Source organism: Terriglobia bacterium, assembly GCA_036496425.1.
GTDB lineage: Bacteria > Acidobacteriota > Terriglobia > 20CM-2-55-15 > 20CM-2-55-15 > 20CM-2-55-15.
This window is the reverse complement of the sequence record DASXLG010000202.1, coordinates 43054-69477: the sequence shown is the minus strand read 5'-3', so window position 1 is coordinate 69477 and position 26424 is coordinate 43054. Positions and strand designations below refer to the sequence as shown.

The following is a 26424-nucleotide window of genomic DNA, read 5'->3' as shown; positions in this document are numbered from 1 at the left end:
TGAAGTTCCACGCCGCAGTTGCCAAGCGGGATGGCTAACTATAGATTGGGATTCTATGATTTCCGAAGAAATGATCGCCAAAGTCGTTGCTGCTCTCGTAGAAGGCGCGAGGCCGACGAAAGTCATTCTATTCGGATCTTATGCCAGGGGTAATGCTCGCGATGATTCCGACCTCGATCTTTTGATCGTGGAGCCGACCGTCGTGAGCAAGCGTGACGAAATGGTACGTCTTCGACGCCTGCTTCGCCCTTTCCGCGTGCCGGTCGATGTCATCGTGATCTCAGAAGAGGAATTCAACGACTGGTCGTCCTTAGTTGGAACAGCTCTGTATTGGGCCAACACCGAAGGGAAACTTTTGCATGAAGCATCCCGTTGATCTGGCCCGAAGATTTCTGGTTGTGGCCGACCGCGATATCAAGACATTGCATCTCTTGATCGCTGCTTCCGACAGCGATGACCAAGCCGTTGGCTTCCATGCCCAGCAAGCGATCGAGAAATGGTTGCGGATGTCCGGGCTTGGGCTGAAGTTGAAGTCGCGGCCACCCTCAGGTCCGACACCTCCAAACCACCTGAGAGACTGAATAGTGCGAAGCGCACACAATCCCGTAAAAAGAAGGGCTCGGAGATAGGAATCAGTGCCAGCGTCAGAGTGCCCAGGCAAATTTCAAATTGATAAACCATCCGGGACACTTCCGGGGCAGCATCGCACTTTTGCGAAACTCTAACCGAAACTCCAGCTACACAAAGGAGTTAACGGCCCTGAGTGCCGTTGCTCTTCGTTTTCAGGTGGACACAAGACTGCTCTCCACGTTCGGTTTTCCGACAACTTTGTAACTTTCAAGAAAAGTCTTGATGCCATTTCAAGAGAAACCTTGAAATTTTAAGGCCCTCCGCTATCTCCTTTTCCACCTTCGAGTCGTAAATCACTGATTCCACAAATCCATGTTGACTTTGGCACGAATGGCCTCGCCCGTGCGTTATAGGACTGCGTTCGTTGAAAGGCGGGAGGGTCCGCGTAGCGCAAGCGCGATAGCGCGCAGCAGTTATTCGATGGCCTTCCTAAAACCGTTAACCCAATAAACCAATTTAAGAAAAGAAAAGAGAAAATGTATGAAAACGATACCGATTCCAATCAAGGCGAAGGTCGGTTACACCGGCAAGAAGGGTGAACAGATCCTCGCGCGTCTGAATGCTGTTCTCGGAGGTACCTATGCCGATCTGCTGGATTATCCGAATCCGCCGGTCGACCAGGCGACTTTCAAATCCAACACGGAGATCTTCACGGCCGATCTCGCGGCCGCGCTGGACGGAGGTGCAAAAGCCATCGCCGCGCGTGATGCTCAAGAGACAGTGGTTGTGAAGATGTTGCATGATGTTGGCCACTACGTGGAGGGAGCCTGCAAGGGAGATATGACAACGTTCTTGAAAAGCGGGTTCGAGCCCGTATCTCAGGGCCGGACGCCTTTGCAGCCGCTTACGCTGTTCATCCGTTCCATCAAGCCGGGCATCAATGCCGGTCAGTTCCTGGTGGTGCTCATGGCGCTCCTCGGCGCCTCGTACTATGAGTTGCGCTGGGCGCCGATGAGCGCGGGAATCCCAGGACAGTGGACGACGATTCCGGTTACGAAGGTCCGTCCCCCGATATCCGTGACGGGTCTAACGCCCGGTTTGACGTACGCGTTCAGGTCCGTTGTTTGACCGCCGCGGGCTACTCGGACTGGAGCGACTCGATTACGAAAGTCTGTAACTAACGTAATCACCCGGATGGAAATTTCGCGATTCCCATCCGGGCGTTTTAGAATCGGAGGAACACATGCATCCATCGGGCGTTCAATTCGGCCTTTCACGCGGACTGCTGCAGATGCGGGGTGAAGAACTGCTCCTCGCCGATCCGCTGCTCGAGGCGATTTCGCTCGAAGCGCAGCTGCGCGCACACCTCCGAAAGCCGGCAATCGACGGAAACTTCCTCGTCGAGATGACCGTGCGCGCCGCGGAAAAAGCGCTCGGGAACGATGCCGCCGGCCGCAGGCAGGAAGTCGTGCCTTTCTTTGCCCACCTCAATCGGGTGATGTACTACACCTGTTCGCGGGTCGCCGAACACGCCGGGATTGCGCACAAAGAACCGAAGCGGCTCATCACCGAACCGTCCTTCTGGGAAGAATTCACCTCCGCTTCTCTGAAGGTCAAAGTCAAATCCGGCGACAGTATTCCGAAGATTCAGAGGTCGCTGTTCAAGGTCTGCCACAGGCTCGTGAAGAAACGCTTCGCCGAAAACGATCCGGACAACGCGAGGCACTCCGATCTGATCGCCTTCTTCATTTTCAATTTCTGGAACGCCACCGGACTTCTGCCGATGGCGCAGGCCATGGTGATCCTCGGCGCAGCGAACAAGTGAGTGTATGTGGCGAGGACGTTAGGATCGATATTACTCCGCCTAATTTGTCAGTCTCAGGAAGACGAAGGCGACAATGGCTGTCGATCGGATCGGCTTGCCTTCGTAGCGTGCGGCCCGGAACTGGAAGTTCTTCACGTCGCGTACCGCCAGGGCATTCAGGGCGGGGACAGATTGAATAACGTCGACCGTCGAAATGGAGCCATCCGCTTCGATTTGCAGATTTAAAACCACCGTCGGGCTGGGTGTTTGAATAAAGCCCCGCAGGGGATATTCGACGCGCGAGACCTTTCCTGCCAACGGCGGCTGGTATTCATCAGCCTTCCGAGAGCTAGTTTCAAGCGATGGGATTATGGTGGTATCCGCACCTCGATCAAACACTGTTTGATAGACGAAGGTGATCGACGCCGTGGAACGAGTGGGTTTGCGACGGAGATCCACCGCCGGACTGAAACGCCACTGCTTCGCGGCGGCGATGGAGTCGTTAACATATCCCGCAAGGGTTCCCGCGTAAGCTTCGCCGCTCGGTGTACTCCCGACGGAATCCACCGTCTGCGTTTCCGAAACATGGCCGTCGGGATCGACAGCAGCCAGGAGGCTTATGGCAGCAACCGGTGGACCTGAATTTGGAAACACCACGTTGCCCGCCTCAATAAGCGTCGGAGCCAGATAGGACTGTTGTGCGTGAGCTGCCGCAACGCACGCGCACAGAATTACAGGCAGGAACAATCGAAACCTTGTGGTTGAAGGCATGTTTGTATTCTACAAGAATGAATCGGGCAATCCGGAACAGGGCCGTATTTCCAGGTTATCCCTGATTCCTTTTAGACATCGTGCGCGGTTACATGAAATTCGGCGTGTGCATTTCGGACAACTCCCGCGCCTCAGACTCCTCGAAACCAACGAGCTGAAGACGTTTGACGCGGTTTTCATGCATCGTTGAATGGAGTTGACGAACGGCTTCCGTGCCATAGGGAAGTCCGGCCGCAGCCAGGCCGCCCGCAGCCAGGATCACGAGCGATTCCTCGACCAGCGGGTTCAACATGCGAACGTCGGACAACGCCGAAGCCCGGTCCGATATGGCCTTCCTCAATCGTTTTTTAACTCCGGGGTCCGCGCCGATCGCATGTTGAATATGCTGCAGCGCGAAATGGACATGGCGCGCTTCATCGCTCCGGGTTCGCCGGGAAATTTCCTGCGTGACGCTCTCCGGGGCATGAGTTTCCAGGAAGCGGAGCAGATCGAGAAAGGTTCCCTCTCCCAGCACGCTCAAAAGAAAACTGGCTTCGAGAAAGTCGTCGCGGTCCAGCAGCGATTTCAAGGAGTGCTGAGTCGAGGCGGAAGAAAACTGCAGGCCGCCGCCGTTGGCCAGAGCACGCTTGATGAAGACTTCAATGTGGCGCGCCTCGTCGCGGACCTGTGTCGCAAGGAAGAAGACGGTTTCCATGAAGTGCGGGTGGATTCGAGCAATCCATTTGGCGGGAACATACAACGCCGAGAATTCGTTTTCGGCGAGGAAGGTCATGATCTGGCACACTGCACGTTCGACTTCCAGGTCGATGGCGTGGAGTTGTCCCCACGGAATGTCGGTCGTGGCGTTCCACTGGCCGGCGCCTGCCTGTTCATAAAGCTCGCCGGCGCCGGGCGACCATGCGGCGGCAGAATCGACAACCTCAAAGTCAAAAACAGGCGCGCCTTGTTCAATGACACTGCCGCGCGGCGAAAAGCCGGTCGAAGGATCGGCGTGGACAGGAATCCTTGCAGCGGCGTCGAGAACCAGATGCCGGGTATCCTGGCATCCCCCGGCCACGTCCGCGCGATTATCCCCGTCCGCAGGCTTGGCCACAATCAGCCGCCGCGCTGTTCCGCGCCGGATCCGACAGGAAAGATCCGCCTGCTCCTGACGGACCTCTATTAACTCATGTCCCGTCAGCCGCAGCCAGGCGCGCAGGTCGTGGACGCTTGCGGGATCGGAGAATCGGACTTCCAGTACATCGCCGGAATCGAGCGCATCCAGCTTACGGTTCAGCAGGACCGCAAGGCCGTCTGAAAACGTCAACTGCCCGGCGTCGCAAGTGGCGGCGCGGTCCTTCATTGGGCGTTCGAGAAATATCCTGTCGATTCTACGGCGTCGAACAGGGGCTTGTATCCTGCCAGTTGCGGCGTAACCCACCGCTTGAGGCCTTCGAGATCCATGATTTTCCGGTGTTCCGGATTGTTGTAATCCATCTTCAGGAGCGTTTGCGTCCAGCGTTCGAGATCCGCCCCGGACCGATTCCTTTCAAGCGCCGTGAAGTTACAGTGGCAGTACGGCGGCGACGTCCAGATGGCCTTGATCCTGGCGCGGTCAACGCTGCCGTCCGCAAGCACACGGGCCCAGTACTGGTCTCCGACGGCCCCGGCATCAGCCGACCCGCGCGCGACGGCGTCAAGGACTGCAACTTCGCTGGTTCCGGTGTCACCGTGTTTGCCGACATCCAGGTCAAAGCGAATGGGCCTGATGTCCCTGGCCGGGTCGATGCCATTTGCAGCAAGAAAATGGGCGGGAAGAATCGATGCCTGCCCGGAATCGCGGCTGCCGAACGCGACGGCTTTGCCTTTCAGGTCCGGCAAGCTTGAGATGCCGCCACCGGTACGGACGATAATCACGGACCTGAAGTCGACATCCGTATCCCGCATGGCAAGGACGCGGCAGGTACCGTTGGTGCGCCGGTAAACCCGCACATACGCGAGATTCGTATTCCAGGCGATATCGATAAAACCGTTTAACAGCGCTTCGACCTGCGCTTCGTAGTTCGAGAACAGGACAAAATCATTCGGGACGCCGGCATTACGAAAATACTCGCGAATCAGCTCCCAGATGGTGACGACCTTCGGATCGTACGCCACAGCCCCGACAACAATCGACTGGTCCATCATTCCCTCCTGTCAAAACAGCGGCAGGCCGCACAGGGCCTTCCCGATGAAGTCATACAGAATGTCGGTTGTCGGAGCCATGATCGAAGCCGCCCGCGCATCACGAAAATTGCGTTCGATCGAGAGATGGCGGCTGAAGGCGGCTCCGCCGCAGGCGCGCATGGCTTCATCGGTGACTGATACGACGGCTTCGGCCGCTGTAGCTTTCACGCCGAGCACTGCCAGCATCGCATCCGGGGCCTGATTTTCAATTTTGCTCAGGGCCTCATTCAGGTAAGCACGCGCCGCATCGAGCGTGAGTTGCATCTTCGCGATCCTCGCGCGTACTCCCGGAACCGCCGCGGCCAGGCTTTCCCCGAGGTGTTCCAGGCGCGCAGAGGAGACGTGACGCGTCGCATCGGCTAAAGCCGCCTTGGCAATGCCAAGTGAGACGGCGGCGGAGCCGACTTGAAACCAGGGCAGGACGATCTGCATCATCGCCTGGAAGCCGCCACCTTCGGCGGTCAGCCTGGCGTCCTCGCCCACCACGCAATCGAAGACCATGGGAGCGCTGGAATTTCCGCGCAGTCCCATGCCCGTCCAGGGTCCGAGCGTCCGGACACCCGCACTGCTTCCTCCCACAAGATATAGAGTGGATTCCGTTGCCGCGCTCCCGCCCACGGATCCTGAAGCCACGACATACGTCTGCGCGTGTCCGGCGCTCGTGACGAAAGATTTGTCCGCCCGGATCCGGATTCCGCCGCCATTTTGCTCGGCTCGACTGACAGGGGCCCAGAAATGACTGCGGCTGCCTTTCTCGCTGAAGGCCAGCGTGGTCAGGAGTTTTCCGGTCACAATGCCGTCGAGGGCGGATCTCTGGCGGGCGCCGGCTATAACCTGAGCGCCGCAAACGTGCATCAGGTAAATCATCGCAGTCGAGCCGCAAACGGTTGCGAGTTCTTCGGTGACGCGGGCAAACTCCCGCATTCCGGCTCCGGCGCCGCCGAACTCTTTGGGGATGGTTAATCCCAACAACCCGGCGCTGCTCAATGCCGTTATGGACTTCTCCGGCCAGCGCGCTTCAGAATCCGTGAGCGCAGCGTTTTCCCGCGCAACGGCACAGACTTCCTCGAGATTCATAGCAGTCGTCTCCTCTATAAAGTGTTATGTGCGCCCCGTGACGGCGGGCTTTTGAGGACTCGCTCGGACGGCTGGGATTGCTCGTCCGGCAGCAAAGTCAGGCGAGCAGAATCCGGCGCGTTTTATCGGCAAAGGGGCGCACGCCGTGCGTCCTTCGCTCGATTCACAGAATGCCGATTAACGTTCTCATCGGGTTCATCATCGCTCACTTTATGTGGAAGCTTCGAGATTTTTCGCGGCTGGCCGGCCTTGGTGGATCAGGCCCGTAGCCGCGGGGGCGGAGCCGCAAGGGCCAGGCGATCTAGAACTAGATCGCCAAACGATCCAGGAAGCAGAGAAAGCACACGACTGCCGTTGCGCTGTAGAGTTGTGATCTGCTCCGCACGTCTAGTCATGATGAAGACATTTTAGCCTGCGTTGCGCGGCCCGTCAATGCCAGCGCAGAATGGCCAGCATGTTGGAATAGTCGTCGGTCCAGGCGGCGACGTTGTCCGGTTTCTTGACTTTCATCCAGTTGGCGTCATGCTCCAAGGCGCCGAGAGCCGCGGCATTCCGGCCCGCAACGATATAGTGTGACCTGGCTTTGAGGTCATTTTGCTGTTCATCGTCGTGGCGGACGAGGGCCTCCAGGTTCGCATCCGTCACCACGGCAGAGATGAGCGCCTCGACGTCCATGTACCGGTTTGAGACGTGAAACAACAGGAACCCGTCCGGCTTGAGTTTCGTCAGATACATCCGGATCGCCTCGCGCGAGACCAGGTGCGCGGGAATCGAATCGGAATTGAACGCGTCCAGCATCAGGAGATCGAATTCTCCGGCATTGGCTTTCTCGATGGACAGGCGGCCGTCGCCGACAATCACATCGCAGTTCTTCCCGCAGCTCGGCAGGAAGGTGAAGTAGTTCATCGCGATGTCGATCATCTGCCGGTCGATATCGAAGAACGTGATGTGGCGCGAGGGAGCGGTCCATCCTGCCATGCTGCCGGTTCCCAATCCCACCACGCCGACGTGCTGGTTACCCCCACGCTCGCTCAACATGTCCATGACATCGCCGACAGGTCCGGTCGGATCGTAATAAGCGACGGGGTGCCCGATGAAATCCGGATCCTGGCTCTCGATGCCGTGCAGCGTGTCGCCGTGCAGCAACCGGCGTGAGTTGGTGTTGAAGTCGTACTTCACGCCTTTCACGCCGAAGAAATCCCGGGCCATGTAGATGAACTCCGATCCTCCGAAGAACTGAGGCAGCAGACGCTGGTAAGCGAAAATCAGAATCGCCATTGCCACGCCGAAGCGGAACACCCGATGCCGCAGCAGGTAGGCAAAGAGGATGATGACGATGTCCAGGCCGATGCTTGTCCAGAGATCCGAGGTGAAGTTCACGCCATGCGACCGCAACAGCTTCGAAGCACCGATCACCGCGAAGCCCAGCACCGCGGGAAAAATCAAATCACCGCCGTTGATCTCTGTTTTCGGTTCCCCCGGTTCGCGGAAAAATGCGATCGCCGCCACAAGCAGCGGGTATTCGATCACCGTCCGAAACATGAATGGCGCCAGGACTGCCGTGAAGACGCCGCCCAGCACGCCTCCCAGCGCGATCCAGAAATAGAATTCCGTCAAGTGCTGCGGATCCGGCCGCCGCGCCGCAAGCGCCGTATGACACAGCAGCGCGCCTGCGGCCAGAATCAACATGTGCACCGCAATGAGCGGCAGCAGGAATTTAACGTCGACAGCGCGGCTGGTGGCGGCGAAGGGAAACAGAAGGAGCAGAACGACAGGCACTGCGGCGGAAACAGCCTTCGAGGAAATGTGGATCTTTCGTCCGAAGGCGGCCATGAACGTCATCAGGTAAACGGCAAGCGGAAGAATCCATAGAAACGGCACGGACGCCAGGTTCAGCAGAATGTGATTCGTTACGGCCAGCATCAAACCCGACGGCACGAACGCCGCCGCCAGCCAGAACAATCGCTGCCGCCAGGACGGTATCTCCGCCGTCACCGATGGGGTCGCTTCCTGGGAAGGGCTTGAAACGGTCTTCCAGACGACCGCTGCCGCCGCAATCAGCATTGCGCCCAGCAGCGCGTACGCCGTCGACCACAACCATGTCTGTTCCCGCACGCCGATGCGCGGTTCTATCAAGAGCGGATAGGCGACCAGTGCGATCAGGCTTCCCGCGTTGCTGATCGCGTAGAGGAAGTAAGGGTCGCGCGCCGCAGCCGCCTTCGTCTTCGTGAGCCAGGCCTGAAGCAGCGGCGCCGTCGTCGATACGATGCCGAACGGAATGCCCGCGGACTTCACCAGCTGCCAGAGAAGCCAGCCCGAAGGATTGATGGAGGCCGCTTCGTCCGGCCGAGTCACGAAATGGATCGGAAGAAAGAAAAGCACCGCGACCATCATCACCGCATGCACGATGATCTGCGCGCGCGCCGGCAGGTAACGCTCCAGCACCAGCGCGTACCCGTACCCCGCCAGCAGCATCAATTGAAAAAACAGAAGGCACGTGATCCAGACGGCCGCCGCGCCGCCGAGCAGTGGCAGCATCATTTTGCCGATCATCGGCTCGAAACAGAACAGCAGAAAGGCGCTCAGAAAGATCGTTGGAGCGAAAATACGCGTAGTCATCGCCAGTATTCTGTCTCCTCTTTCCTTGTACGGCATCCAGAAATAAGCGAACATCCTGAAACTCAACCCTGGAGGGCAAACTATGGAAGTACTCGCACACTACCCGGCGGAGACGTTGAATGTCCTGTGGTGGACATTGGTCGGCGTTTTCAGTTTTTTTGCCGGCTCGTGGTTGTTCGACAAATTGGACCCCATCGATTACAAAATGCAGATTGAGAACGGAAACATGGCCGCTGCTTTGAAGCTTTCGGCCGTCCTTCTTGGAATCGCTGCCATCATCGTCACCGCCATCCGATAAATGAAGCAATCGACGACCGTTCGCATTGCATTTGTTTCCGCCGTTGCCGCCGCGGCGCTCGCGCGCTTCAATGCGCGTGACGCCTACCATCAGGACTGGCAGCAATGCGTGAATCAAAGTAATGTCGTCGTCGACCAGCGGTATTGCCACGACGTAGCGCACTATCCGGGTGGCTACTATCACTGGTGGTATTCGTCACGGGCCTTTGCTCCGGGCGAGACCGTGATCGAGGGCCATGCCACGCCGTCCTCCGGCATCAGCCGCGGCGGATTCGGAGCGAGCGCGCACGGTGGAGGAGGCGGCGAATGATCCGGAAACAACAACCCGAGCGCGCGTCGTGGAGATCCGCCGTCGAATCTCAGGGGCTGATCTATCACACGCCTGACGGCCAGCGCTATTGGGACGAGTCCGTGTTCTATGAGTTCACTGCGAAAGAAGTCGATGCGCTCGAAGCGGCGACGAATGAGCTATGGAACATGTGGCTTGCGGCGATTCAGCGCGTGATCGATCAAAACCGTTTCGCCGAGCTGCGCATTCCGGCGGCCGCTGTGCCGCTCATCATATCGGCGTGGAACCAGGAGCCTCCGGCGCTGCATGGGCGCTTTGACCTTGCTTACGATGGCAAGGGCGCCATCAAAGCGCTCGAATTCAATGCCGACACGCCGACGGCTCTGCTGGAAGCTTCGATCATTCAATGGTATTGGCTGCAGGACACGCACAAGAATTGCGATCAGTTCAATTCCATCCACGAAAAGCTTCTGGCGAAGTTCACGGAGCTGGTGAACTACATCGACGGCTCGCCTCTATATTTCACGCATGCCGCGGATACGGAAGACATGATGACGGTGACATATCTCCGCGACCTCGCTCAGCAATCGGGCTACAAAACCGAGGCGCTGACCGTTGCCGAGATCGGATGGAACGGCGAGTGTTTCGTAGATCTTGCCGGCAATCGCATTCACAGCATTTACAAGCTGTATCCATGGGAGTGGCTTCTCGGCGAAGCCTTCGCGCAGCATCTGATCGACACGCATTCCGCGATGCAGTGGATCGAGCCCATCTGGAAAATGGTTGCGTCGAACAAAGGCATCCTCGCGATTCTCTGGGAACTGTTTCCCCAGCATCCGCTGCTGCTCGAAGCGCACATCGACAATCCCGGATTGATGGTCGACTACATCCGCAAGCCGCTCTATTCGCGTGAAGGCGCGAACGTCACGCTCGTCGGCAGTTCGGGCCCGCGCGTGAACACGCCCGGGAACTACGGCGACGGCGCGTTCGTGTATCAGGCCGCTGCACATATTCCGGCGTTTGAGGGGAATTATCCGGTTGTCGGAAGCTGGTACGTGATCGATCAAGGCGCCTGCGGTATGGGAATTCGCGAGTCCGACGGCCCGATCACCACGAACCTCAGCCGGTTTGTCCCGCACTTGTTTCGGTAAAAGGGGAAGGAACGCAAGAAGCACAAAAGGCACAAGAAAGACCCGCCCTTCTTGTGCCTTTTGTGCTTCTTGCGTTCCTTCCCCTTTTCGTGTTTCGCGAACGGCAGTAAGATCGAATCGTAATATGCTGCGTCCAAAATGCCTTTCGCTGGCCGGTGTCCTGCTGTTGCTCTTTCTCTGCATCCCGGCCTTCGCGCTCGATCCCAACCGCGCACTGACGCAATATGTGCATCGTATCTGGCAGGCGCCGCAGGGGTTGCCCGACGCCACGATCACATCGATCCTGCAAACCCACGACGGTTATTTGTGGCTTGGAACCGAAGCGGGCCTTGTCCGTTTCGACGGCGTCCGTTTCTCGGAAATGGCCAGCACGTCGCCGGCGGCCCAGCCGCCGCTGAAAGGCGCATGGGTCCGGAACATTCTGGAAGACAAGCACCACAACCTCTGGGTCGGCACAAACGAGGCCGGCCTCATCCGGCTGGAAAACGGTGTGGCGACGCAATACCTGCAGAAGGACGAACCGCAGCGTTCGACCGTGCAGTGTTTGTTGCAGGACCGCAATGAAAACATCTGGGCCTGTACGTCTACCGGCCTCGCTCGTTTGAATCAAGGGAAACTGACGATGTACGGCATGCCTCAAGGGTTGCCCTCAAATAATGTCCGCTCGGCATGTGAGGCTCCGGACGGCACATTGTGGGTGGGCGGAGACGGCAATCGTCTGAGTTCCTGGAACGGTTCCTCCTTTATTAATCACCCGCTGACGTCGATGCCCGAATATGGGGATATTCGCGCCCTCCTGTGTTCCGATGACGGCGCCGTGTGGGCCGGCACCACGAACGGCTTGATCCGCTTCGCCGGCGGACGTGAACATCTGATGACCGTGAAGGACGGCCTCCCCGATAACTGGATCTACTCCCTGATCGAAGGCCGCGACGGGACGCTGTGGATTGGCACCAAAAGCGGCTTCAGCCGGTTCCGCAACGGGAAGTTCGAAAGTTATCGGACCGAAGACGGCCTGTCCCAGAGCACGGTTTATTCGCTGTACGAAGACCGCGAAGGCAGCCTTTGGGCTGGAACGAAGCACGGACTGAATCAGTTTCTTGAGGGCCGGACCATTCCTTATACCGTCAGCGAAGGCCTGCCGACGAACGACGTCGGTCCGGTCCTTCAAGACCGCGACGGCACCGTCTGGGTCGGTACGATCGGCGCCGGCCTCTGCCGGTTTGACGATGCCCGGCACCTCACCGTGCTCACGACGAAGCAGGGCTTGGCTGGAAATGAAATCTATGCCCTTGCGGAAGATCCCGCCGGAGACCTCTGGGTCGGAACCAACGCTGGGCTCAATCTGCTCAGACACGGCAGCGTCGTCGAAACTTACACGCGCGACCAGGGACTCGCGGACAATCACATCCGGTTTCTCTTCCACGATCACGCCGGCGCTCTCTGGATTGGAACGCCTTCAGGCCTCAGCATGTTCGTGAACGGCAGATTCATCCAGCCGAAAGATGCTTCACGGCTGTCCGCCGTGGCGGGAGGCGAGGACAAGGCCGGACATTTTCTGGCAGCGACCGAAGCCGGCCTGAAGATTTATCAGGACCACGCCTTCCGCGAGTTTGCTCCATCCGATATACCGTTGCGCGAGGTCGATACGTTCTTCGTCGACCAGGAGGGCCTGCTGTGGATGGGAACGCTGGGCGCCGGCCTGCGCCTGTTGAAGGATGGAAAAGTCTCCAGCTATTTCATGCGGGACGGCCTGTTCGACAACGAAATCTACGGCATTGCGGAGGACAGCCAGGACCGGCTCTGGATGGCATCGAGCAAAGGCATCTTTTCAGTGAATCGATCGGATCTGCGGAAGTTTGCCGAGGGCGAAATTCAGAAATTCGTCAGCACGCCGTACAGCCCGCTGGACGGTCTGAGAACCATTGAAAGCAGATCCGGAGTGCAGCCTGCCGTGTGGAAGATGAAGGATGGAACGCTTTGGTTTGCGACCATTCGCGGTCTGCTCGTGCTCGATCCGGCGAAGCTGCAGCGCAACGCGCCGGCCCCGCCGGTCGTTATCGAGGACGTCATCGTGAATAGCCGGAAGGAAGCCCCGGCTGCTATTGGATCGGCACCGGCGGGCCGCAAGGATCTGGAGTTTCGCTACACGGCGTTGAGTTTCCTCGCGCCTGCCGGAATCCGCTTCCGCTACAAGCTCGAAGGATACGATACAAACTGGACCGACGCTTCCACGCGGCGCGACGCTTACTACACGAATCTGCCTCCGGGCAAATTCCAGTTCCGTGTGATCGCGTGCAACGTCGATGGGTTGTGCAATGAATCCGGGAGCGCGGTCGCGTTCAGCCTCGCTCCTTATTACTATCAGCGCGCCTGGTTCTTTCCACTTTGCGGCGCCGGCCTCTTATTTGTTGCCTGGCTTGTCTGGCACATGCGTGTCCGGAGCCTGCGGCAGCAGTTCGAGATCGTACTGGCTGAACGCGGCCGCATTGCCCGAGAGCTTCACGATACATTGCTGCAAGGCTTTTCCGGCATCACGATGGGAATGCAGGCGATCTCTACAGGTCTGTCTGCCGGCCAGGGCCAAAGCCGATTGAATGAGTTGATCCGGGACGCCGCGCAATGCATGAGAGAAGCGCGGCAATCCATTGCCGGCCTGCGCGCCGTCAAAGGCGGAGACGCGGAGCTTCAAGCCGCAATCGCGGAGACTGCCCGTCAGATCACGAAGAGCAAAGATATTCAGCTCAAACTCAAGCTCGATCGCGGTCCCTCTCACCTGCCGGCGAGTGTCGAAGGACATCTGCTCCGGATTGCTCAGGAAGCGATCGCCAATTCCACCAGGCACGCGGACGCCACCACGATTGAAGTGGGCTTGCGCTTCGCAAAGAACTCCATCTGCTTAACGGTGCAGGACGACGGCAAGGGCCTGGCCGATGCCGCCGGCCCCGCGGCCGGGCATTACGGTCTGACAGGCATGCGCGAGCGTGCCAGCCAGATCGGAGCACAGTTCGAGCTTCTCACCGGTCCGGTCCAGGGAACGACGGTTCGCGTGCTCGTGCCGGCGCCGTAAACCTATTTATGGGCGCCGACGGACGCATCGACGTTTTGTGCGCGGACGATCATCCGCTGGTTCGCAAGGGAATCGCCTGGATTCTCGCCGCGGAGTCCGATATCCATCTGGTTGCCGAAGCCGGCACCGGCCAGGAAGCGCTGGAACTCTTCCGGATCCATGTGCCCGATGTGACCCTTATTGATCTGCGGATGCCGGGTATGGACGGTATCGCCGCCACCGAAGCCATCCTTCGTGAATTTCCCGATGCGAAAATCATCGCGCTCACCAGCTATGCCGGCGATCAGGAAATCTACCGGACGCTGAAGGCCGGCGTGCAGGGTTACCTCCTGAAGGAAATGGTTCACACAGAGGTGGTTCGCGCGATACGGACCGTCCATTCCGGCAAGCGGCTGATGCCCGCTGAAGTCAGCGAACGCCTCGCGGCATATCTGCCGCAGCCCGCGCTGACTCCCCGCGAAGAGGAAGTGCTTTCCTTGATTGCCAAGGGCCTCGGCAATAAAGAGGTCGCGGATCAACTCGGCACCTCGGACGGCACCGTCCGGATCCACGTCCAGCACATCCTGGCCAAACTCGGGGCCTCCGACCGGACGCACGCCGTTTCCATCGCGCTCCAGCGCGGCATCCTCCGGGTTGACGGGTAAGAGCGGCTGCGCTGGAAACACGGCCCTTTGTATATGTCATTTGACATATACACCGATCTGTCATTTTGCAGTAGCGCTAACCGCAAACAGAGCCCACACTTGAGTCTCGATGACGCCAGAATCATTAAACGAAATCAAACAATCTTCTATTGAAATCAAAGAACCCACGATCCGGGAGATGCCGTCGCCCGGGCACACGACGCTACCGCCACAGCCGCCTCCCAAAAGCGGGGGCAAGGGCCGATGGGGCTGGCTGCTTGTCCTCGTTTTGCTGGGCGTTGGCGCCTGGCTCTACTGGTTCAGAGGCGGCAGTCCCCAGGGCACGCAGGCGGCGAACAAAGCTTCGGCCGACCAGAAGGCGAATTCCAATGCGGTGCCGGTGGTGGCCACTCGCGCGAAACGCGGCAATATCGGCGTATACCTGACGGGGCTTGGCGCGGTGACACCGATCTACACCGACACGATAAAGACGCGGGTGGATGGGGAACTGATCAACATTCTCTACCATGAAGGCGATCTCGTTCAGAAAGGCCAGCTTCTGATGGAGGTGGACCCGCGTCCGTATCAGGCACAGCTGGATCAATATGAAGGGCAACTGGGTCGCGATCAGGCCATCCTCAACAACGCGAGAGTGGATCTGACCCGTTATCAAATGCTTCTTCAGCAGAACGCGATTCCGGAACAGCAGCTGGCGACCCAGCGGGCTGTGGTGGCCCAGAACGAAGGCGTAGTGAAAGCCGATCAGGGCATGATCGACAGCGCCAAGTTGAATCTTCTCTACTCCAAGATCACGGCGCCGATCACCGGCCGTGTCGGACTTCGCCTGGTGGATCCGGGAAACATCGTGCACGCGTCGGACACGAATGGACTGGTTGTCATCACTCAGTTTCAACCGATCAGCGTGATTTTTACGATTCCGGAAGATCAGCTTCCCGATATACGCAATCGGATGCGCGCCGGACAGACGCTTCAAGTTGATGCCTTCTCCCACGACATGGCAAAGAAGATTGCCCAGGGGACCCTGACGACTCTGGACAACGTCATCGACCAGACCACCGGCACCCTGCGCCTGCGCGCAACGTTCGACAACAAGGACGACGCCTTGTTCCCCAGCCAGTTCGTCAACATCCGGCTGCTGGTGCAGCAAAAACAGAACGTGGTGCTGGTGAACTCGGCAGGAATTCAGCGGTCCGGAACGAACACCTATGTCTTCCTTGTAAAGCCGGATTCAACGGTGACGCTCCGCAACGTCACGATCGGAACGACCGAGGGCGATCAAAGCGAAATCACAACCGGCCTGGATGCGGATGACACCGTCGTCTTGACCGGTGTGGACAAGTTGATCGAAGGCAGCGCGGTTCGTGCGCAGATCCAGGGAGAAAACCCGAAAGACAAGCAGGGTGGAAATTCATGAGCCCGTCCCGGACGTTCATCCTGCGCCCGGTTGCAACGTCGTTGTTGATGGCGGGCATTCTACTCGCCGGCGCCGTCGCCTACGAAGAGCTTCCGGTTTCGGCATTGCCGGAAGTCGATTATCCGATCATCCAGGTTGTGACGTTCTATCCGGGAGCAAGTCCCGATGTCATGGCCTCGTCGGTCACGGCTCCTCTGGAGCGCCAGTTCGGGCAGGTGCCGGGGTTGCAGCAGATGACGTCGACCAGTTCCGACGGCAGTTCGGTTATCACCCTTCAATTCAGTCTCAGTTTGAACATCGACGTGGCGGAGCAGGAGGTTCAGCAGTCCATCAACGCCGCCGGAACGTACCTGCCGCCGGATCTCCCGGCGCCCCCCGTCTACAGCAAGACCAACCCTGCGGACACGCCGATTCTGACACTGGCGATGAGTTCTGCCGATATTCCGCTCTCGAACGTCGAAGACCTTGCGGATACGCGTCTTGCTCCGAAAATCTCGCAACTCCCGGGCGTCGGTCTGGTGAGCATCAGCGGCGGGCAGAAACCGGCTGTCCGGATTCAGGCGAATCCGACAATGCTGGCGTCGTACGGCATCAACCTCGAGGATGTGCGCAGCGCCATCGCCGCCGCGAACGTGAATCAGGCTAAAGGAAACTTCGACGGTTCTCAGCAGGATTTCCAGATCGGTTCGAATGACCAGTTGCTCTCCAGCGCAGACTATACCGGTCTGGTGGTTGCCTACCGGAACGGAGCTCCCGTCAAGCTGTCCAACGTTGCAACCGTCAAAGACGATACGGAAAACCTGCGGCAGGCCGCGTGGATGAACAGCACTCCCGCCGTCATCGTCAATATTCAACGTCAGCCGGCGGCCAATATTATTGCAGTCGTCGATCGTGTGAAGCAGTTGCTGCCGCAATTGACGAACACGCTCCCGAAAACCGTGCAGGTCAGCATCCTCACCGACCGGACCAACACTATCCGCGCCTCGGTCTCCGACGTCCAGTTCGAGCTCATGCTCACGGTGGCGCTGGTGGTATTGGTGATTTTTCTGTTTCTTCGCAATGTTGCTGCCACGGTGATACCGAGTATCGCCGTCCCGCTTTCGCTGGTCGGAACGTTCGGCGTGATGTACCTGCTGGGCTACAGCCTGAACAACCTGACCTTGATGGCGCTGACGATCTCGACAGGTTTCGTCGTCGATGACGCGATCGTGATGATCGAAAACATCAGCCGCTACATTGAAGAAGGCGAGACTCCGATGCAGGCTGCGCTGAAGGGCTCGGAGCAGATCGGGTTCACGATCGTCTCGTTGACGATCTCGCTGATCGCGGTGCTCATCCCCCTGCTGTTCATGGGCGACATCGTCGGCCGTCTTTTCCGCGAGTTCGCCGTCACGCTCGCCGTGACGATTCTGGTCTCCGCCGTGGTGTCGCTGACGCTGACGCCGATGATGTGTTCAAAACTGCTGCGCTATAAGAGAGAAGAGGAACAGAGCCGCTTCTACCATGTATCGGAGCGCGTGTTTAACGGCATCATCGCTTTGTATGGCCGGACGCTGCAGGTTGTGCTCCGTTTTCGAACCACCACGCTTCTGGTCGCGGCAGCAACTCTCGGGTTCACGTTTTACCTCTTCAACGTGATTCCCAAGGGCTTCTTTCCCATTCAGGACACCGGCGTGATTCAGGGTATTTCGGAAGGGGCCCAGACCGTATCGTTTGCGCAGATGTCGCGGCAGCAGCAGGTGCTGGCGCAAGTAATCATGAAAGATCCTGCGGTGGAAAGCCTTTCGTCGTTCATCGGCATCGACGGTACAAATACCACGATGAACAGCGGGCGCATTCAGATCAACCTGAAGCCTCTTGAAGACCGCAAGATAAGCGCTACCAGCATCATCCGGCGGCTTCAGCCTCAGCTGGCGGAGGTCTCCGGGATCACGCTTTTCATGCAGCCGGTCCAGGATCTGAGCGTCGAGGACCGCGTCAGCCGCACACAGTTCCAATACACCCTCGAAGACCCGAGCGCCACAGAGCTGAATTCATATGTGCCGAAGATGCTGAAAGGGCTGCAATCGCGGCCGGAGCTTCGCGACGTCGCATCGGACCAACAGGTGCAGGGCTTGCGGGCAACCATCGTTTATGACCGCGACACCGCCGATCGTTTCGGCATAACAACCTCGGCGATCGATCAGACGCTGTATGACGCCTACGGGCAGCGCCAGGTTTCGACGATGTTCACGCAGTTGAACCAGTATCACGTCGTGCTCGAGGTGAAACCGGAGTTCCAGCAGAGCCCGCTTGACCTGAACAGGCTTTTCATCCGTACCGGAATCTCAGGCAATTCGAGCGGCATCGTTTCAGGCGGCTCATCGTCGACCAGTATTTCGACAGGTCCGAAAAATGCCGCGGCGACATCGACGGCCGCCATTCTGACAGGGGCGACGTCGCCGGCATCCGGGTCACAGGCGTCGGGCGCCGTGTTCGGCAACAGCACTTCGGCGGCTTCAGCTGTTTTTCCGAACGGGGGACAGGTTCCACTCAGCGCGTTTTCCCGCGTGGAGTTGACATCGTCTCCAATCACCGTCAACCATCAGGGCCAGTTCCCGGTGGTGACTTTCTCTTTCAATCTGGCTCCCAACGCGTCGCTGGGCGATGCCGTGAAGGCCGTGGATGAAGTCAAGGCGCAGATCGGCGTGCCGCAGAGCATGCAGACCGCCTTTCAGGGAACGGCCCAGGCATTTCTGGCGTCGCTGGCGAACGAACCCATCCTCATTCTGGCCGCGCTGGTGACCGTATACATCGTGCTGGGCGTTCTTTACGAAAGCTACATTCACCCGCTCACGATTCTCTCGACGCTGCCGTCCGCGGGCGTCGGAGCGCTGCTGGCGCTGATGATCACGCGCAACGATTTCAGTGTTATCGCCTTGATTGGAATCGTGCTGCTGATTGGAATCGTGCAGAAAAACGCGATCATGATGATCGACTTTGCGCTCGAAGCCGAGAGAAAGCAGGGCATGGCGCCGCTCGACGCGATTTATCAGGCATGTTTGTTGCGCTTCCGCCCGATTCTGATGACCACTGTTGCCGCTTTGATCGGCGGAGTCCCGCTTGCTCTGGGAACGGGAACCGGAGCGGAACTCCGGCGGCCTCTCGGGATCACGATCATTGGCGGCCTGATCTTCAGCCAGATGCTGACGCTCTACACGACTCCTGTGATCTATCTCTGGTTCGGGCGGCTGGCGCGCCGCCTCTCGGGCAAAAGCGTGGAAATGGAAACGTTCGGGCAGGCCGCGGAGCCGGCCCGCTAGGAATCATGAATCTTTCCGAGCCATTTGTTCGAAGACCGGTTGCAACAACGCTGCTGTCTGCGGCAGTGGCGCTGGCCGGCGCTGTCGCCTTCCTGCTGCTGCCCGTATCGCCGCTTCCTCAAGTCGATTTTCCGACGATTTCGGTGCAGGCCGGCCTGCCCGGAGCAAGTCCGGAAACGATGGCTTCCTCCGTCGCGACGCCGCTGGAGCGGCAATTCGGCCGTGTCGCGGCGGTGACGGAAATGACGTCTACGAGCACGCTCGGCTCCACCAGAATCACGCTGCAGTTCGACCTCGACCGCAATATCGACGCGGCCGCAAGAGATGTACAGGCTGCGATTGCCGCGGCCCGCGGCTATCTGCCTGCGAACCTTCCAAGCAATCCGACATACCGGAAAGTGAATCCGGCCGATTCTCCGATTCTGCTGCTGGCCCTGACGTCCGATGTCCTGGACAAAGGCCGGATTTACGATGCCGCTTCGACGATCATGGCCCAGCGGCTGTCGCAAATGCAGGGAGTCGGCCAGGTCCAGGTGGGCGGCAGCTCTCTCCCTGCCGTCCGCGTGGAACTCAACCCCAACGTCCTGAGCAAATATGGAATCGGTCTCGAACAGGTCCGGACCGCGCTGGCCAGCGCGAACGCCAACACTCCTAAAGGTCACTTCACGAACGACCTGCAGCAGTGGGAAATCGGCGCGAACGATCAGATGTTTAAAGCGATCGATTACAAGCCGCTTCTCATCACATACAGCCACGGCACCGCGGTGCGGCTCAGCGACGTCGCCGAAGTGATCGATTCCGTGCAGGATCTGCGTAACAGCGGATATGCCAACGGCAAGCCGTCGGTTCTGGTGATCATTTACCGTCAGCCCGGCGCCAACATCATTGATACCGTCGATCGAATTCGCGCCGCGCTGCCCGAGATTCAGGCTTCCATTCCCAAGTCCATCCAGATGCGGATCGCGATCGATCAGACCGTGACGATCCGGGCCTCTGTCCATGAGGTCGAGCGCACGCTCTCGCTCTCCGTGCTGCTGGTGATCCTGGTCGTCTTTATTTTTCTGCGCGACTGGCGGACGACGCTTATTCCCTCCGTGGCGGTCCCGATATCCCTCGTGGGCACGTTCGGGGCGATGTATCTCCTGCATTTCAGTCTGGACAATCTGTCGCTCATGGCGCTCACGATCTCGACCGGCTTCGTCGTGGACGACGCCATCGTCGTGATCGAGAACGTTTCGCGTTATCTGGAGCAGGGAATGCGCCCGTTCGATGCCGCCCTGAAGGGAGCGAGCGAAATCGGATCCACTGTTCTCACCATCAGTATTTCGTTGATCGCGGTATTCATTCCCCTGCTGCTTATGGGGGGAATCGTCGGGCGGCTGTTGCGGGAATTCTCCATCACGCTTTCCATTGCTATCGCCGTATCGATGGTCGTCTCTCTGACGACGACGCCCATGATGTGCGCGCATTTTCTGAAGGAGCACGCGGCGCATGGCAGGTTCTATCGGGCCAGCGAGAACGTTTTCAACTCGATCGTGAATGGATACGGCCGTGCTCTCAACGTTGTACTTCGCCACTCGTTTGTCACGCTGATGGTGTTGTTTGCAACGATTGCTTTGAATGTGTACCTGTTCGTTCAGATTCCGAAGGGCTTCTTTCCACAGCAGGACACCGGACGTATGAACGGCAACGTTGTCGGGGATCAGGACACATCCTTTCAGGCAATGGACGGGATTCTGCGAAAGATGGTGGCCGTGGTGTCTGCCGATCCCGGAGTGGAAACCGTGCAGGCGTTCAGCGGCGGCGGCGGCAATTCGACGGTCAATAGCGGGCGCATGCTGATCATGCTCAAGCCGCTTGCAGAGCGGAAATTAAACGTCGATGGCGTCATAAAGCGGCTGCGCCCGAAGCTGGCCGCGATACCCGGCGCGACGCTCTATCTGCAGGCATTTCAAGATTTACGCATCGGCGGCCGTCAGAGCAATGCGCAATATCAATACACGCTTCAAGGCGACAACCTGGCGGATCTGGATGAAGTCGCTCCGAAGATGCTGGAAGAACTGTTCAAGATTCCGATTATCGCGGACGTGAGCAGCGACCAGCAGGATCGCGGGCTGCAGAGCATGGTGACCTACGACCGGAAAACGGCGGCGCGATTCGGCATTTCGTCCCAGTTGATCGACAACACCCTCTACGATGCTTTCGGCCAGCGCCCGGTTTCGACGATGTATACGTCGCTGAATCAATATTTCGTCGTGATGGAAGTGGCGCCGCAATACTGGCAGGATCCGCAGTTTCTCAAACAGCTCTACGTCAATTCCTCCAACAAGCAACAGGTACCGCTGGCTGCATTTGCTCGCTTCGCTCCCGCCACGGCGCCGTTGACGATCTCACACCAGGGACTGTTTCCGGCAGTGACGTTGTCATTCAATCTGCAGCCGGGGGTCGCTCTGGGTGACGCGGTCGCTGCGATCGGCGCCGCAGCGTCGAAAGTCGGACTGCCGCGCACCGTACAAACGTCGTTCACCGGGACGGCTCAGGCCTACCAATCCTCGCTGAACAGCGAGCCGCTGCTCATTGCCGCGGCTCTGGTTACGGTGTTTCTCGTGCTTGGAATGCTCTACGAGAGCTACATTCACCCGATTACGATTTTGTCGACGCTGCCGTCCGCCGGAGGCGGGGCGCTGCTGGCATTGATGGTCACGCACACGGATTTGAGCGTCATTGCCATGATCGGAATCATCCTGCTGATCGGCCTGGTCAAGAAAAACGCGATCATGATGATCGACTTCGCCATTGCCGCCGAACGAAACGAAGGCATGAATTCCCGCGACGCCATCTTCGAGGCCTGCATTCTGCGCTTCCGTCCAATCGTCATGACAACCATGGCGGCCTTGCTCGGAGCCTTGCCGCTGGCTCTCGGAACCGGCACCGGCTCGGAACTCCGCCGTCCGCTCGGCATCACGATCATCGGCGGTCTGATTGTCAGCCAGATGCTGACGCTCTTCACCACTCCCGTCGTCTACCTCTACTTCGACCGGCTCCGCGTCTGGTGGGAAAGCACCCGCAGGTCCCCAGCCCGTGAGGACTGGTCTCAAGAACAGGAAGCATAAAAAGCCGGTAATTCTTTCGGGGTGTCCGCTTTGCGCAAAGTCGGCGCGTGCTTTATATTCACGAGTGCACAACAAACTACTGGAGACTTCAATGAAGAGAATCTACACGGCCGCAATATCCGTCCTCGCCGCGCTGCTCCTCGCGGGCGCAGCAAATGCCCAAGTTTCGCTGAATTCGGTGCGAGTCGGCGCGAAAGACACTGTCGCGCTCGCGAAGTTTTATCAGGCCGCCTTCGGAATGCAGGAGGTCAATCGAATCGGTGGACAGGCTGGCCCCGAGATTTTCGTGAACTTCGGCCCGACGGTCGAGGCCGCGAAAGCCAACAAGGCTGAACCGGTCGTGCTCATGCACCGCGATGCCGACGACATCAAGGATCCGATCCCGCACATTATTTTCAATGTGAAGAATATGGCGGCGACGGTCGCCGCCATCAAAGCCGCCGGCGGTTCGATGGCAGGCGAACCGCGGCCATTCCAGAACACCGGTATCGTGATCGGCATCGCGATCGACCCGGCGGGCAACCGTATCGAGATGCTTCAGCGGCCGTAGCCGCTATTCATAATGCAGCGCCACCAGCGGACCGACGCCGGCGAATGCGGCCCGCACTGCAGCGAACGTTCCGGTCCAACGGCACGAGTCCGAACGAGAGCGATCCGGATTCCGATCTCCGTGTTCGGCGGGCCTCGGCCAGTGTGGTATCGAGCCCACATGTTAAACATCTATTCGGGAATTCTTTTTGGAGTGATCGGAGTCGCCGGCATCGTAACCCGGAATATCGTACGGCCGGTTGCATTGTCCTGGAGCCGGAAGGTTCCGCCAACGCTCGGCAGCGCATCCTGGCCACCCTGAAACGAGAACGAATCGCAGACAATCGGTCCTTCGCTCGTTTGGTTCCCGATTTTTGCGTTATAAGCACCCGTTGCAAATAAGATCGGCGGTCCAAGACGCACATGGATGTCGAGACGTATTTCATCCATGCCATCCGTAAATACCGGGACAGCTCTGACCAGTTCACCATCACGCATTCCACTCATTGACTCGAACTTCAGCGGAATACGAACGACCTGCCCGTTATCGATTCGTTCGACTCGGTATTCTTTATTTGCGCAGCCTGAAAACATTGCGAGCAGCAGCCCCAGGACTCTGAACCGCGCTGAAACCAGAAACGGGTTTGTCATTTTCGAAATATCGCACCTGACATCGGATGTTGTGATTATTTCACGAAATCGGTGAGAGAGAGCAAGCGGACATGATTAGCTCTTCAGGAACGCGTGGACCTCCGCTGGAAATGCGAAGCACACTTTGTAGATTACCGTTCTCAGGCGTATATCTCAATTTACATGATCCAGATATATAATCAGGTTCAGGAGGATATATTGAAAACGACTGTCGAGATGGACGAGCGCTTGCTCGACAAAGCGCGACGCATCCTTGGCAAGGAGACAATAAAAGATACGGTTGAAGAGAGCCTGCGTCGCGTTGTTCGTCAGCAGGCGCTGCAGGATCTCGTCGATTCCTTCGGAAAAGTCGATCTTGATCTGACTCCAGAAAAACTCAAGCGGATGCGGCGTAAACGGACTCACAATGCATCTCGTTGATACTTCCGTTTGGATTCAAACGCTGCGGCGGCCCGGAGCGCCTGCCATCCAGGCGGCGCTGCGGCCTCTGATTCTCGCAGGTCAAGTCATGATTACCGAGTTGATCATCCTCGAGTTAATGTGCGGGATTCGAAAGACCGAAAGGGCGGATACTCTGCTTCGCCGATTCGAAGCGTTGGAGCGGCCGGGCTTTAGCGATGGGCAGTGGCATGAGGCTTGGATACTCGCCGCTAAATTGCGAAAAGCCGGCGTCACGCCTACCGCCACCGACTGTCTCATCGCGACCATGGCTATCGCCCATCATGCCACCCTCGTCCACTGCGACACGGATTTCGAGGCCATTGCCGAACATTCGCCCCTTCAGACTCTCAATTGGACGCAGCTGGTGAAATCGAAAACTTCCTGACGCAATGGATTGATCGGAGGCCCGAATGCCACCATGTTTCCGCAGTTCGCGACCTCCGGCGCCCACGATTCGCGGAGCTTGGGATCGACTGTATTGTTCTGCCGCGCTTATTGGACGAACACTCTTTCCGGCCGGACCTGTTGCACTTCCTCCTGCGCCACATCCGTCCAAACCGGAAGATTATCGGCCACTCCGAGCGCTTGCAAGTGTTCCATAATGCCGGCAGAACTGTTTATTGCCGTTTCGTCGACGAGGCTGTTCGCCAGGCTCACCGCGCTGGAAACACCGAAGCTCTGCTCAAGCGCCGCGCCGGGATTGTGATGAAAGGCAACCGCCTCAACGATCGCGGCCGGCAGTCCCCATAACCCTAATAGGTAAGCGCCTGCTTCGGAATGAGTAAAGCCCAACACCTCATATTCCACTTCGTGCAGCGCGCGCCCGGTTGTCTTCCACGCGCGGTGCGCTTCCGAATAATCCTTTGGTATACATACCGCCAGGACGAGCTTTCCGATATCGTGCAGCAAACCGGCGGTGAACGCCTCTCGTGCCTGCGCGGGACGGGTCAGGAGTCGTTTGGCCACGCGCGCAACAAGCAAAGAGTGCTGTTGTTCACCCTCGAATGAAAAACCGGATTGTCTGGCGATTGTTTGAAGATCCACGAATAGCTGGGCTGTAAGCGAGAGATCTCTGATGAGATCCATTCCCAGATACGCGACGGCATGTTCCAGCTTTCCGATGTGCTTCAACGTACCGAAACAGGCGGAGTTGACCAACTGGAGAACTTTGGCGGCCATCGCCGGGTCCTTTTCAAGAATCGCGGCGATTTTCCCACTCGATACTTCGGGCCCGGCCATTGCGGCTGACAATTCCGAATACACTGCCGGTATGGGCGGAAGTTGTCCAACACCGCCTATCTTTTTGCGCAGCGAATCCGTCATCAGCTCACGCAGGCGGCAGGCGCGTTCGACCATATCCATGACTGCCGCGGGATCCAATGGTTTCGCGAGAATCTGCTGTACCGTCATGAGAGCGAAATATGTGGAGTGCATCTCATGGCGCGGACATGCCATGCAGCGGACAATTTCCGGATATTCGGCCTTTACGATCCGGAGGAGTTCGGGACCGTCGATCTCCGGCATGTGCATGTCGGCGACGACGACGTCTACATGCGTCTGCTGAAGCGTCTTGAGAGCGGCAGCCGCGCCCAGAGCGAACAGGCACTCCACCTGGCCATGATACGGTTCGAAAGCTTTCCGCTGACCATCCAGCACAGCTGGTTCATCATCGACAAACAGAATTCGCTTCGTATCTCCGAGGGTCCTGATAAACTTTCCCGTTGAAACCACCATGCCCACTCATATCGTCCGCTCTGGAGCGGACCTTTATAGTCCCGATACGAATGAGCAGCGCGCCAAAGATGTAGTCGCGGGCTTCAGCCCGCGTTCCAGTCTCGACCACTATGTTGCCGGGCGAGGGCGGAACGCGGGCTAAAGTCCGCGACTACAGATCCCATTCGGTCGAATGCCGCTAAGGGCAATCAGATGTGCAGAGCTTTCTCGTGGCGAACTTCAGCCTGAGGCAGGCTCCAGCTTCTGTGGATCAGCCGGTAGAGCACGCCGGCAAATACCATGAATCCGCCGACCGCAAAGAGTGTCATCACCAGATATTGAGGGCTGTAGGCCCAGAAGAGGTTCGCGATCAAACCGTCGATTATCGCCCAGCTGACGCCGGCAGCCATCAAGGCCCATCCGCCAATCTTACTTAATACAGAGGCTTTACGGTCCCTTAGCGGCGGTATCGCAATGCCGATCAAAAATACGGGAAGGATTGAAGCGATTAACAATGACAGTCCGCAAAGTGCCTGGATACTCATGCACCTTGATATCGACAAATCTCTGAAGAACTTTAGCTCTTAACTGAGAATTGAACCGCTGCGAGTACGGATCGGCGGTCTTCGGTGGGTGTGCGTATGGAAGTAGCGTTTGTGACGATGGTGGCATCCGCTTGTTGCTTGATCTCGCGCGTCAGCTGGAGCGTTGCGTCGTCTGCGGACGATGTTTCTCCCGCGTTCGGTTTCTCGTCAGAGTCCATAA

The 26424-nt window shown here is 58.3% G+C and carries 25 protein-coding genes; 16 read left to right on the top strand and 9 right to left on the bottom strand.

Translation table 11 applies throughout. The features are described from left to right. Positions 1 to 55 precede the first annotated feature (55 nt). From VGK48_14745 to VGK48_14730, 4 genes are all read left to right on the top strand, one after another. On the top strand, positions 56 to 376 hold the full coding sequence (locus tag VGK48_14745) for a nucleotidyltransferase domain-containing protein (GenBank protein ID HEY2382434.1): 321 nt from the start codon (positions 56 to 58) through the stop codon (positions 374 to 376). Continuing rightward, entirely contained in the window at positions 360 to 581 is a 222-nt protein-coding gene (locus tag VGK48_14740; GenBank protein HEY2382433.1) for a hypothetical protein, read from the top strand. Before VGK48_14745 ends, VGK48_14740 begins: the two co-directional genes overlap by 17 nt. A gap of 529 nt (positions 582 to 1110) precedes the next feature. Beyond that, the gene (locus tag VGK48_14735; GenBank protein ID HEY2382432.1) at positions 1111 to 1698 is read left to right on the top strand and encodes a fibronectin type III domain-containing protein; all 588 of its coding nucleotides are present in this window, start codon (positions 1111 to 1113) and stop codon (positions 1696 to 1698) included. A 115-nt stretch (positions 1699 to 1813) separates the two neighbouring features. After that, positions 1814 to 2395, top strand: coding sequence for a hypothetical protein (locus VGK48_14730; GenBank protein HEY2382431.1), 582 nt, complete (start codon positions 1814 to 1816; stop codon positions 2393 to 2395). Between the two features lie 39 nt (positions 2396 to 2434). On the opposite strand, the gene VGK48_14725 is transcribed toward VGK48_14730, so the two are convergent. The 5 genes from VGK48_14725 to VGK48_14705 form a co-directional block, all read right to left on the bottom strand. Beyond that, positions 2435 to 3145, bottom strand: a complete 711-nt coding sequence (locus VGK48_14725; protein ID HEY2382430.1) for a TonB family protein — start codon at positions 3143 to 3145, stop codon at positions 2435 to 2437. Between the two features lie 88 nt (positions 3146 to 3233). Next, entirely contained in the window at positions 3234 to 4487 is a 1254-nt protein-coding gene (locus VGK48_14720) for a sulfurtransferase TusA family protein (GenBank protein HEY2382429.1), read from the bottom strand. Beyond that, positions 4484 to 5311, bottom strand: a complete 828-nt coding sequence (locus VGK48_14715) for a PhnD/SsuA/transferrin family substrate-binding protein (protein HEY2382428.1) — start codon at positions 5309 to 5311, stop codon at positions 4484 to 4486. Before VGK48_14715 ends, VGK48_14720 begins: the two co-directional genes overlap by 4 nt. A gap of 9 nt (positions 5312 to 5320) precedes the next feature. Next, on the bottom strand, positions 5321 to 6427 hold the full coding sequence (locus VGK48_14710; protein ID HEY2382427.1) for an acyl-CoA dehydrogenase family protein: 1107 nt from the start codon (positions 6425 to 6427) through the stop codon (positions 5321 to 5323). A gap of 429 nt (positions 6428 to 6856) precedes the next feature. After that, positions 6857 to 9046 carry a fused MFS/spermidine synthase gene (locus tag VGK48_14705; protein HEY2382426.1) on the bottom strand — a complete coding sequence of 730 codons (2190 nt, stop codon included), beginning with the start codon at positions 9044 to 9046 and terminating at the stop codon, positions 6857 to 6859. Positions 9047 to 9128: 82 nt separating this feature from the next. Between VGK48_14705 and VGK48_14700 the strand changes: the two genes are divergently transcribed. The 9 genes from VGK48_14700 (at position 9129) to VGK48_14660 (ending at position 22876) form a co-directional block, all read left to right on the top strand. Further along, on the top strand, positions 9129 to 9344 hold the full coding sequence (locus VGK48_14700) for a DUF350 domain-containing protein (GenBank protein ID HEY2382425.1): 216 nt from the start codon (positions 9129 to 9131) through the stop codon (positions 9342 to 9344). Beyond that, complete coding sequence (locus tag VGK48_14695) at positions 9345 to 9653, top strand: hypothetical protein (GenBank protein ID HEY2382424.1); 309 nt, start codon at positions 9345 to 9347, stop codon at positions 9651 to 9653. It begins immediately after the preceding gene. Beyond that, positions 9650 to 10783, top strand: a complete 1134-nt coding sequence (locus tag VGK48_14690; GenBank protein ID HEY2382423.1) for a glutathionylspermidine synthase family protein — start codon at positions 9650 to 9652, stop codon at positions 10781 to 10783. The genes VGK48_14695 and VGK48_14690 overlap by 4 nt, the downstream gene beginning before the upstream one ends. A 124-nt stretch (positions 10784 to 10907) precedes the next feature. Then, a complete protein-coding gene (locus VGK48_14685; GenBank protein ID HEY2382422.1) occupies positions 10908 to 13853 on the top strand; it encodes a two-component regulator propeller domain-containing protein in 2946 nt (981 codons plus the stop codon). 8 nt (positions 13854 to 13861) lie between these two features. Then, positions 13862 to 14497 (top strand): response regulator transcription factor, encoded by a 636-nt coding sequence (locus VGK48_14680; protein ID HEY2382421.1) that lies wholly within the window; start codon positions 13862 to 13864, stop codon positions 14495 to 14497. 109 nt (positions 14498 to 14606) lie between these two features. Beyond that, on the top strand, positions 14607 to 15911 hold the full coding sequence (locus tag VGK48_14675; protein ID HEY2382420.1) for an efflux RND transporter periplasmic adaptor subunit: 1305 nt from the start codon (positions 14607 to 14609) through the stop codon (positions 15909 to 15911). Then, a complete protein-coding gene (locus VGK48_14670; GenBank protein HEY2382419.1) occupies positions 15908 to 19213 on the top strand; it encodes an efflux RND transporter permease subunit in 3306 nt (1101 codons plus the stop codon). Before VGK48_14675 ends, VGK48_14670 begins: the two co-directional genes overlap by 4 nt. Before the next feature lie 5 nt (positions 19214 to 19218). After that, positions 19219 to 22326 (top strand): multidrug efflux RND transporter permease subunit, encoded by a 3108-nt coding sequence (locus VGK48_14665; protein HEY2382418.1) that lies wholly within the window; start codon positions 19219 to 19221, stop codon positions 22324 to 22326. A gap of 91 nt (positions 22327 to 22417) precedes the next feature. Continuing rightward, entirely contained in the window at positions 22418 to 22876 is a 459-nt protein-coding gene (locus tag VGK48_14660; protein HEY2382417.1) for a VOC family protein, read from the top strand. A gap of 170 nt (positions 22877 to 23046) precedes the next feature. Here VGK48_14660 and VGK48_14655 read toward each other — a convergent pair whose 3' ends face one another. After that, positions 23047 to 23505: a hypothetical protein gene (locus VGK48_14655; protein ID HEY2382416.1), complete on the bottom strand. Its 459-nt coding sequence runs from the start codon at positions 23503 to 23505 to the stop codon at positions 23047 to 23049. A gap of 198 nt (positions 23506 to 23703) precedes the next feature. Between VGK48_14655 and VGK48_14650 the strand changes: the two genes are divergently transcribed. Then, on the top strand, positions 23704 to 23925 hold the full coding sequence (locus tag VGK48_14650) for a type II toxin-antitoxin system VapB family antitoxin (GenBank protein HEY2382415.1): 222 nt from the start codon (positions 23704 to 23706) through the stop codon (positions 23923 to 23925). Then, entirely contained in the window at positions 23912 to 24331 is a 420-nt protein-coding gene (locus VGK48_14645; GenBank protein ID HEY2382414.1) for a PIN domain-containing protein, read from the top strand. Before VGK48_14650 ends, VGK48_14645 begins: the two co-directional genes overlap by 14 nt. 107 nt (positions 24332 to 24438) lie before the next feature. Here VGK48_14645 and VGK48_14640 read toward each other — a convergent pair whose 3' ends face one another. Next, positions 24439 to 25680, bottom strand: a complete 1242-nt coding sequence (locus VGK48_14640; GenBank protein HEY2382413.1) for a response regulator — start codon at positions 25678 to 25680, stop codon at positions 24439 to 24441. Between VGK48_14640 and VGK48_14635 the strand changes: the two genes are divergently transcribed. Beyond that, entirely contained in the window at positions 25679 to 25822 is a 144-nt protein-coding gene (locus VGK48_14635) for a hypothetical protein (GenBank protein HEY2382412.1), read from the top strand. The genes VGK48_14640 and VGK48_14635 overlap by 2 nt on opposite strands. 46 nt (positions 25823 to 25868) lie before the next feature. Here the strand turns inward: VGK48_14635 and VGK48_14630 are convergent, their stop codons facing one another. Beyond that, a complete protein-coding gene (locus tag VGK48_14630; protein HEY2382411.1) occupies positions 25869 to 26069 on the bottom strand; it encodes a hypothetical protein in 201 nt (66 codons plus the stop codon). Positions 26070 to 26236: 167 nt separating this feature from the next. Beyond that, positions 26237 to 26422: a hypothetical protein gene (locus tag VGK48_14625; GenBank protein HEY2382410.1), complete on the bottom strand. Its 186-nt coding sequence runs from the start codon at positions 26420 to 26422 to the stop codon at positions 26237 to 26239. Positions 26423 to 26424 lie beyond the last annotated feature (2 nt).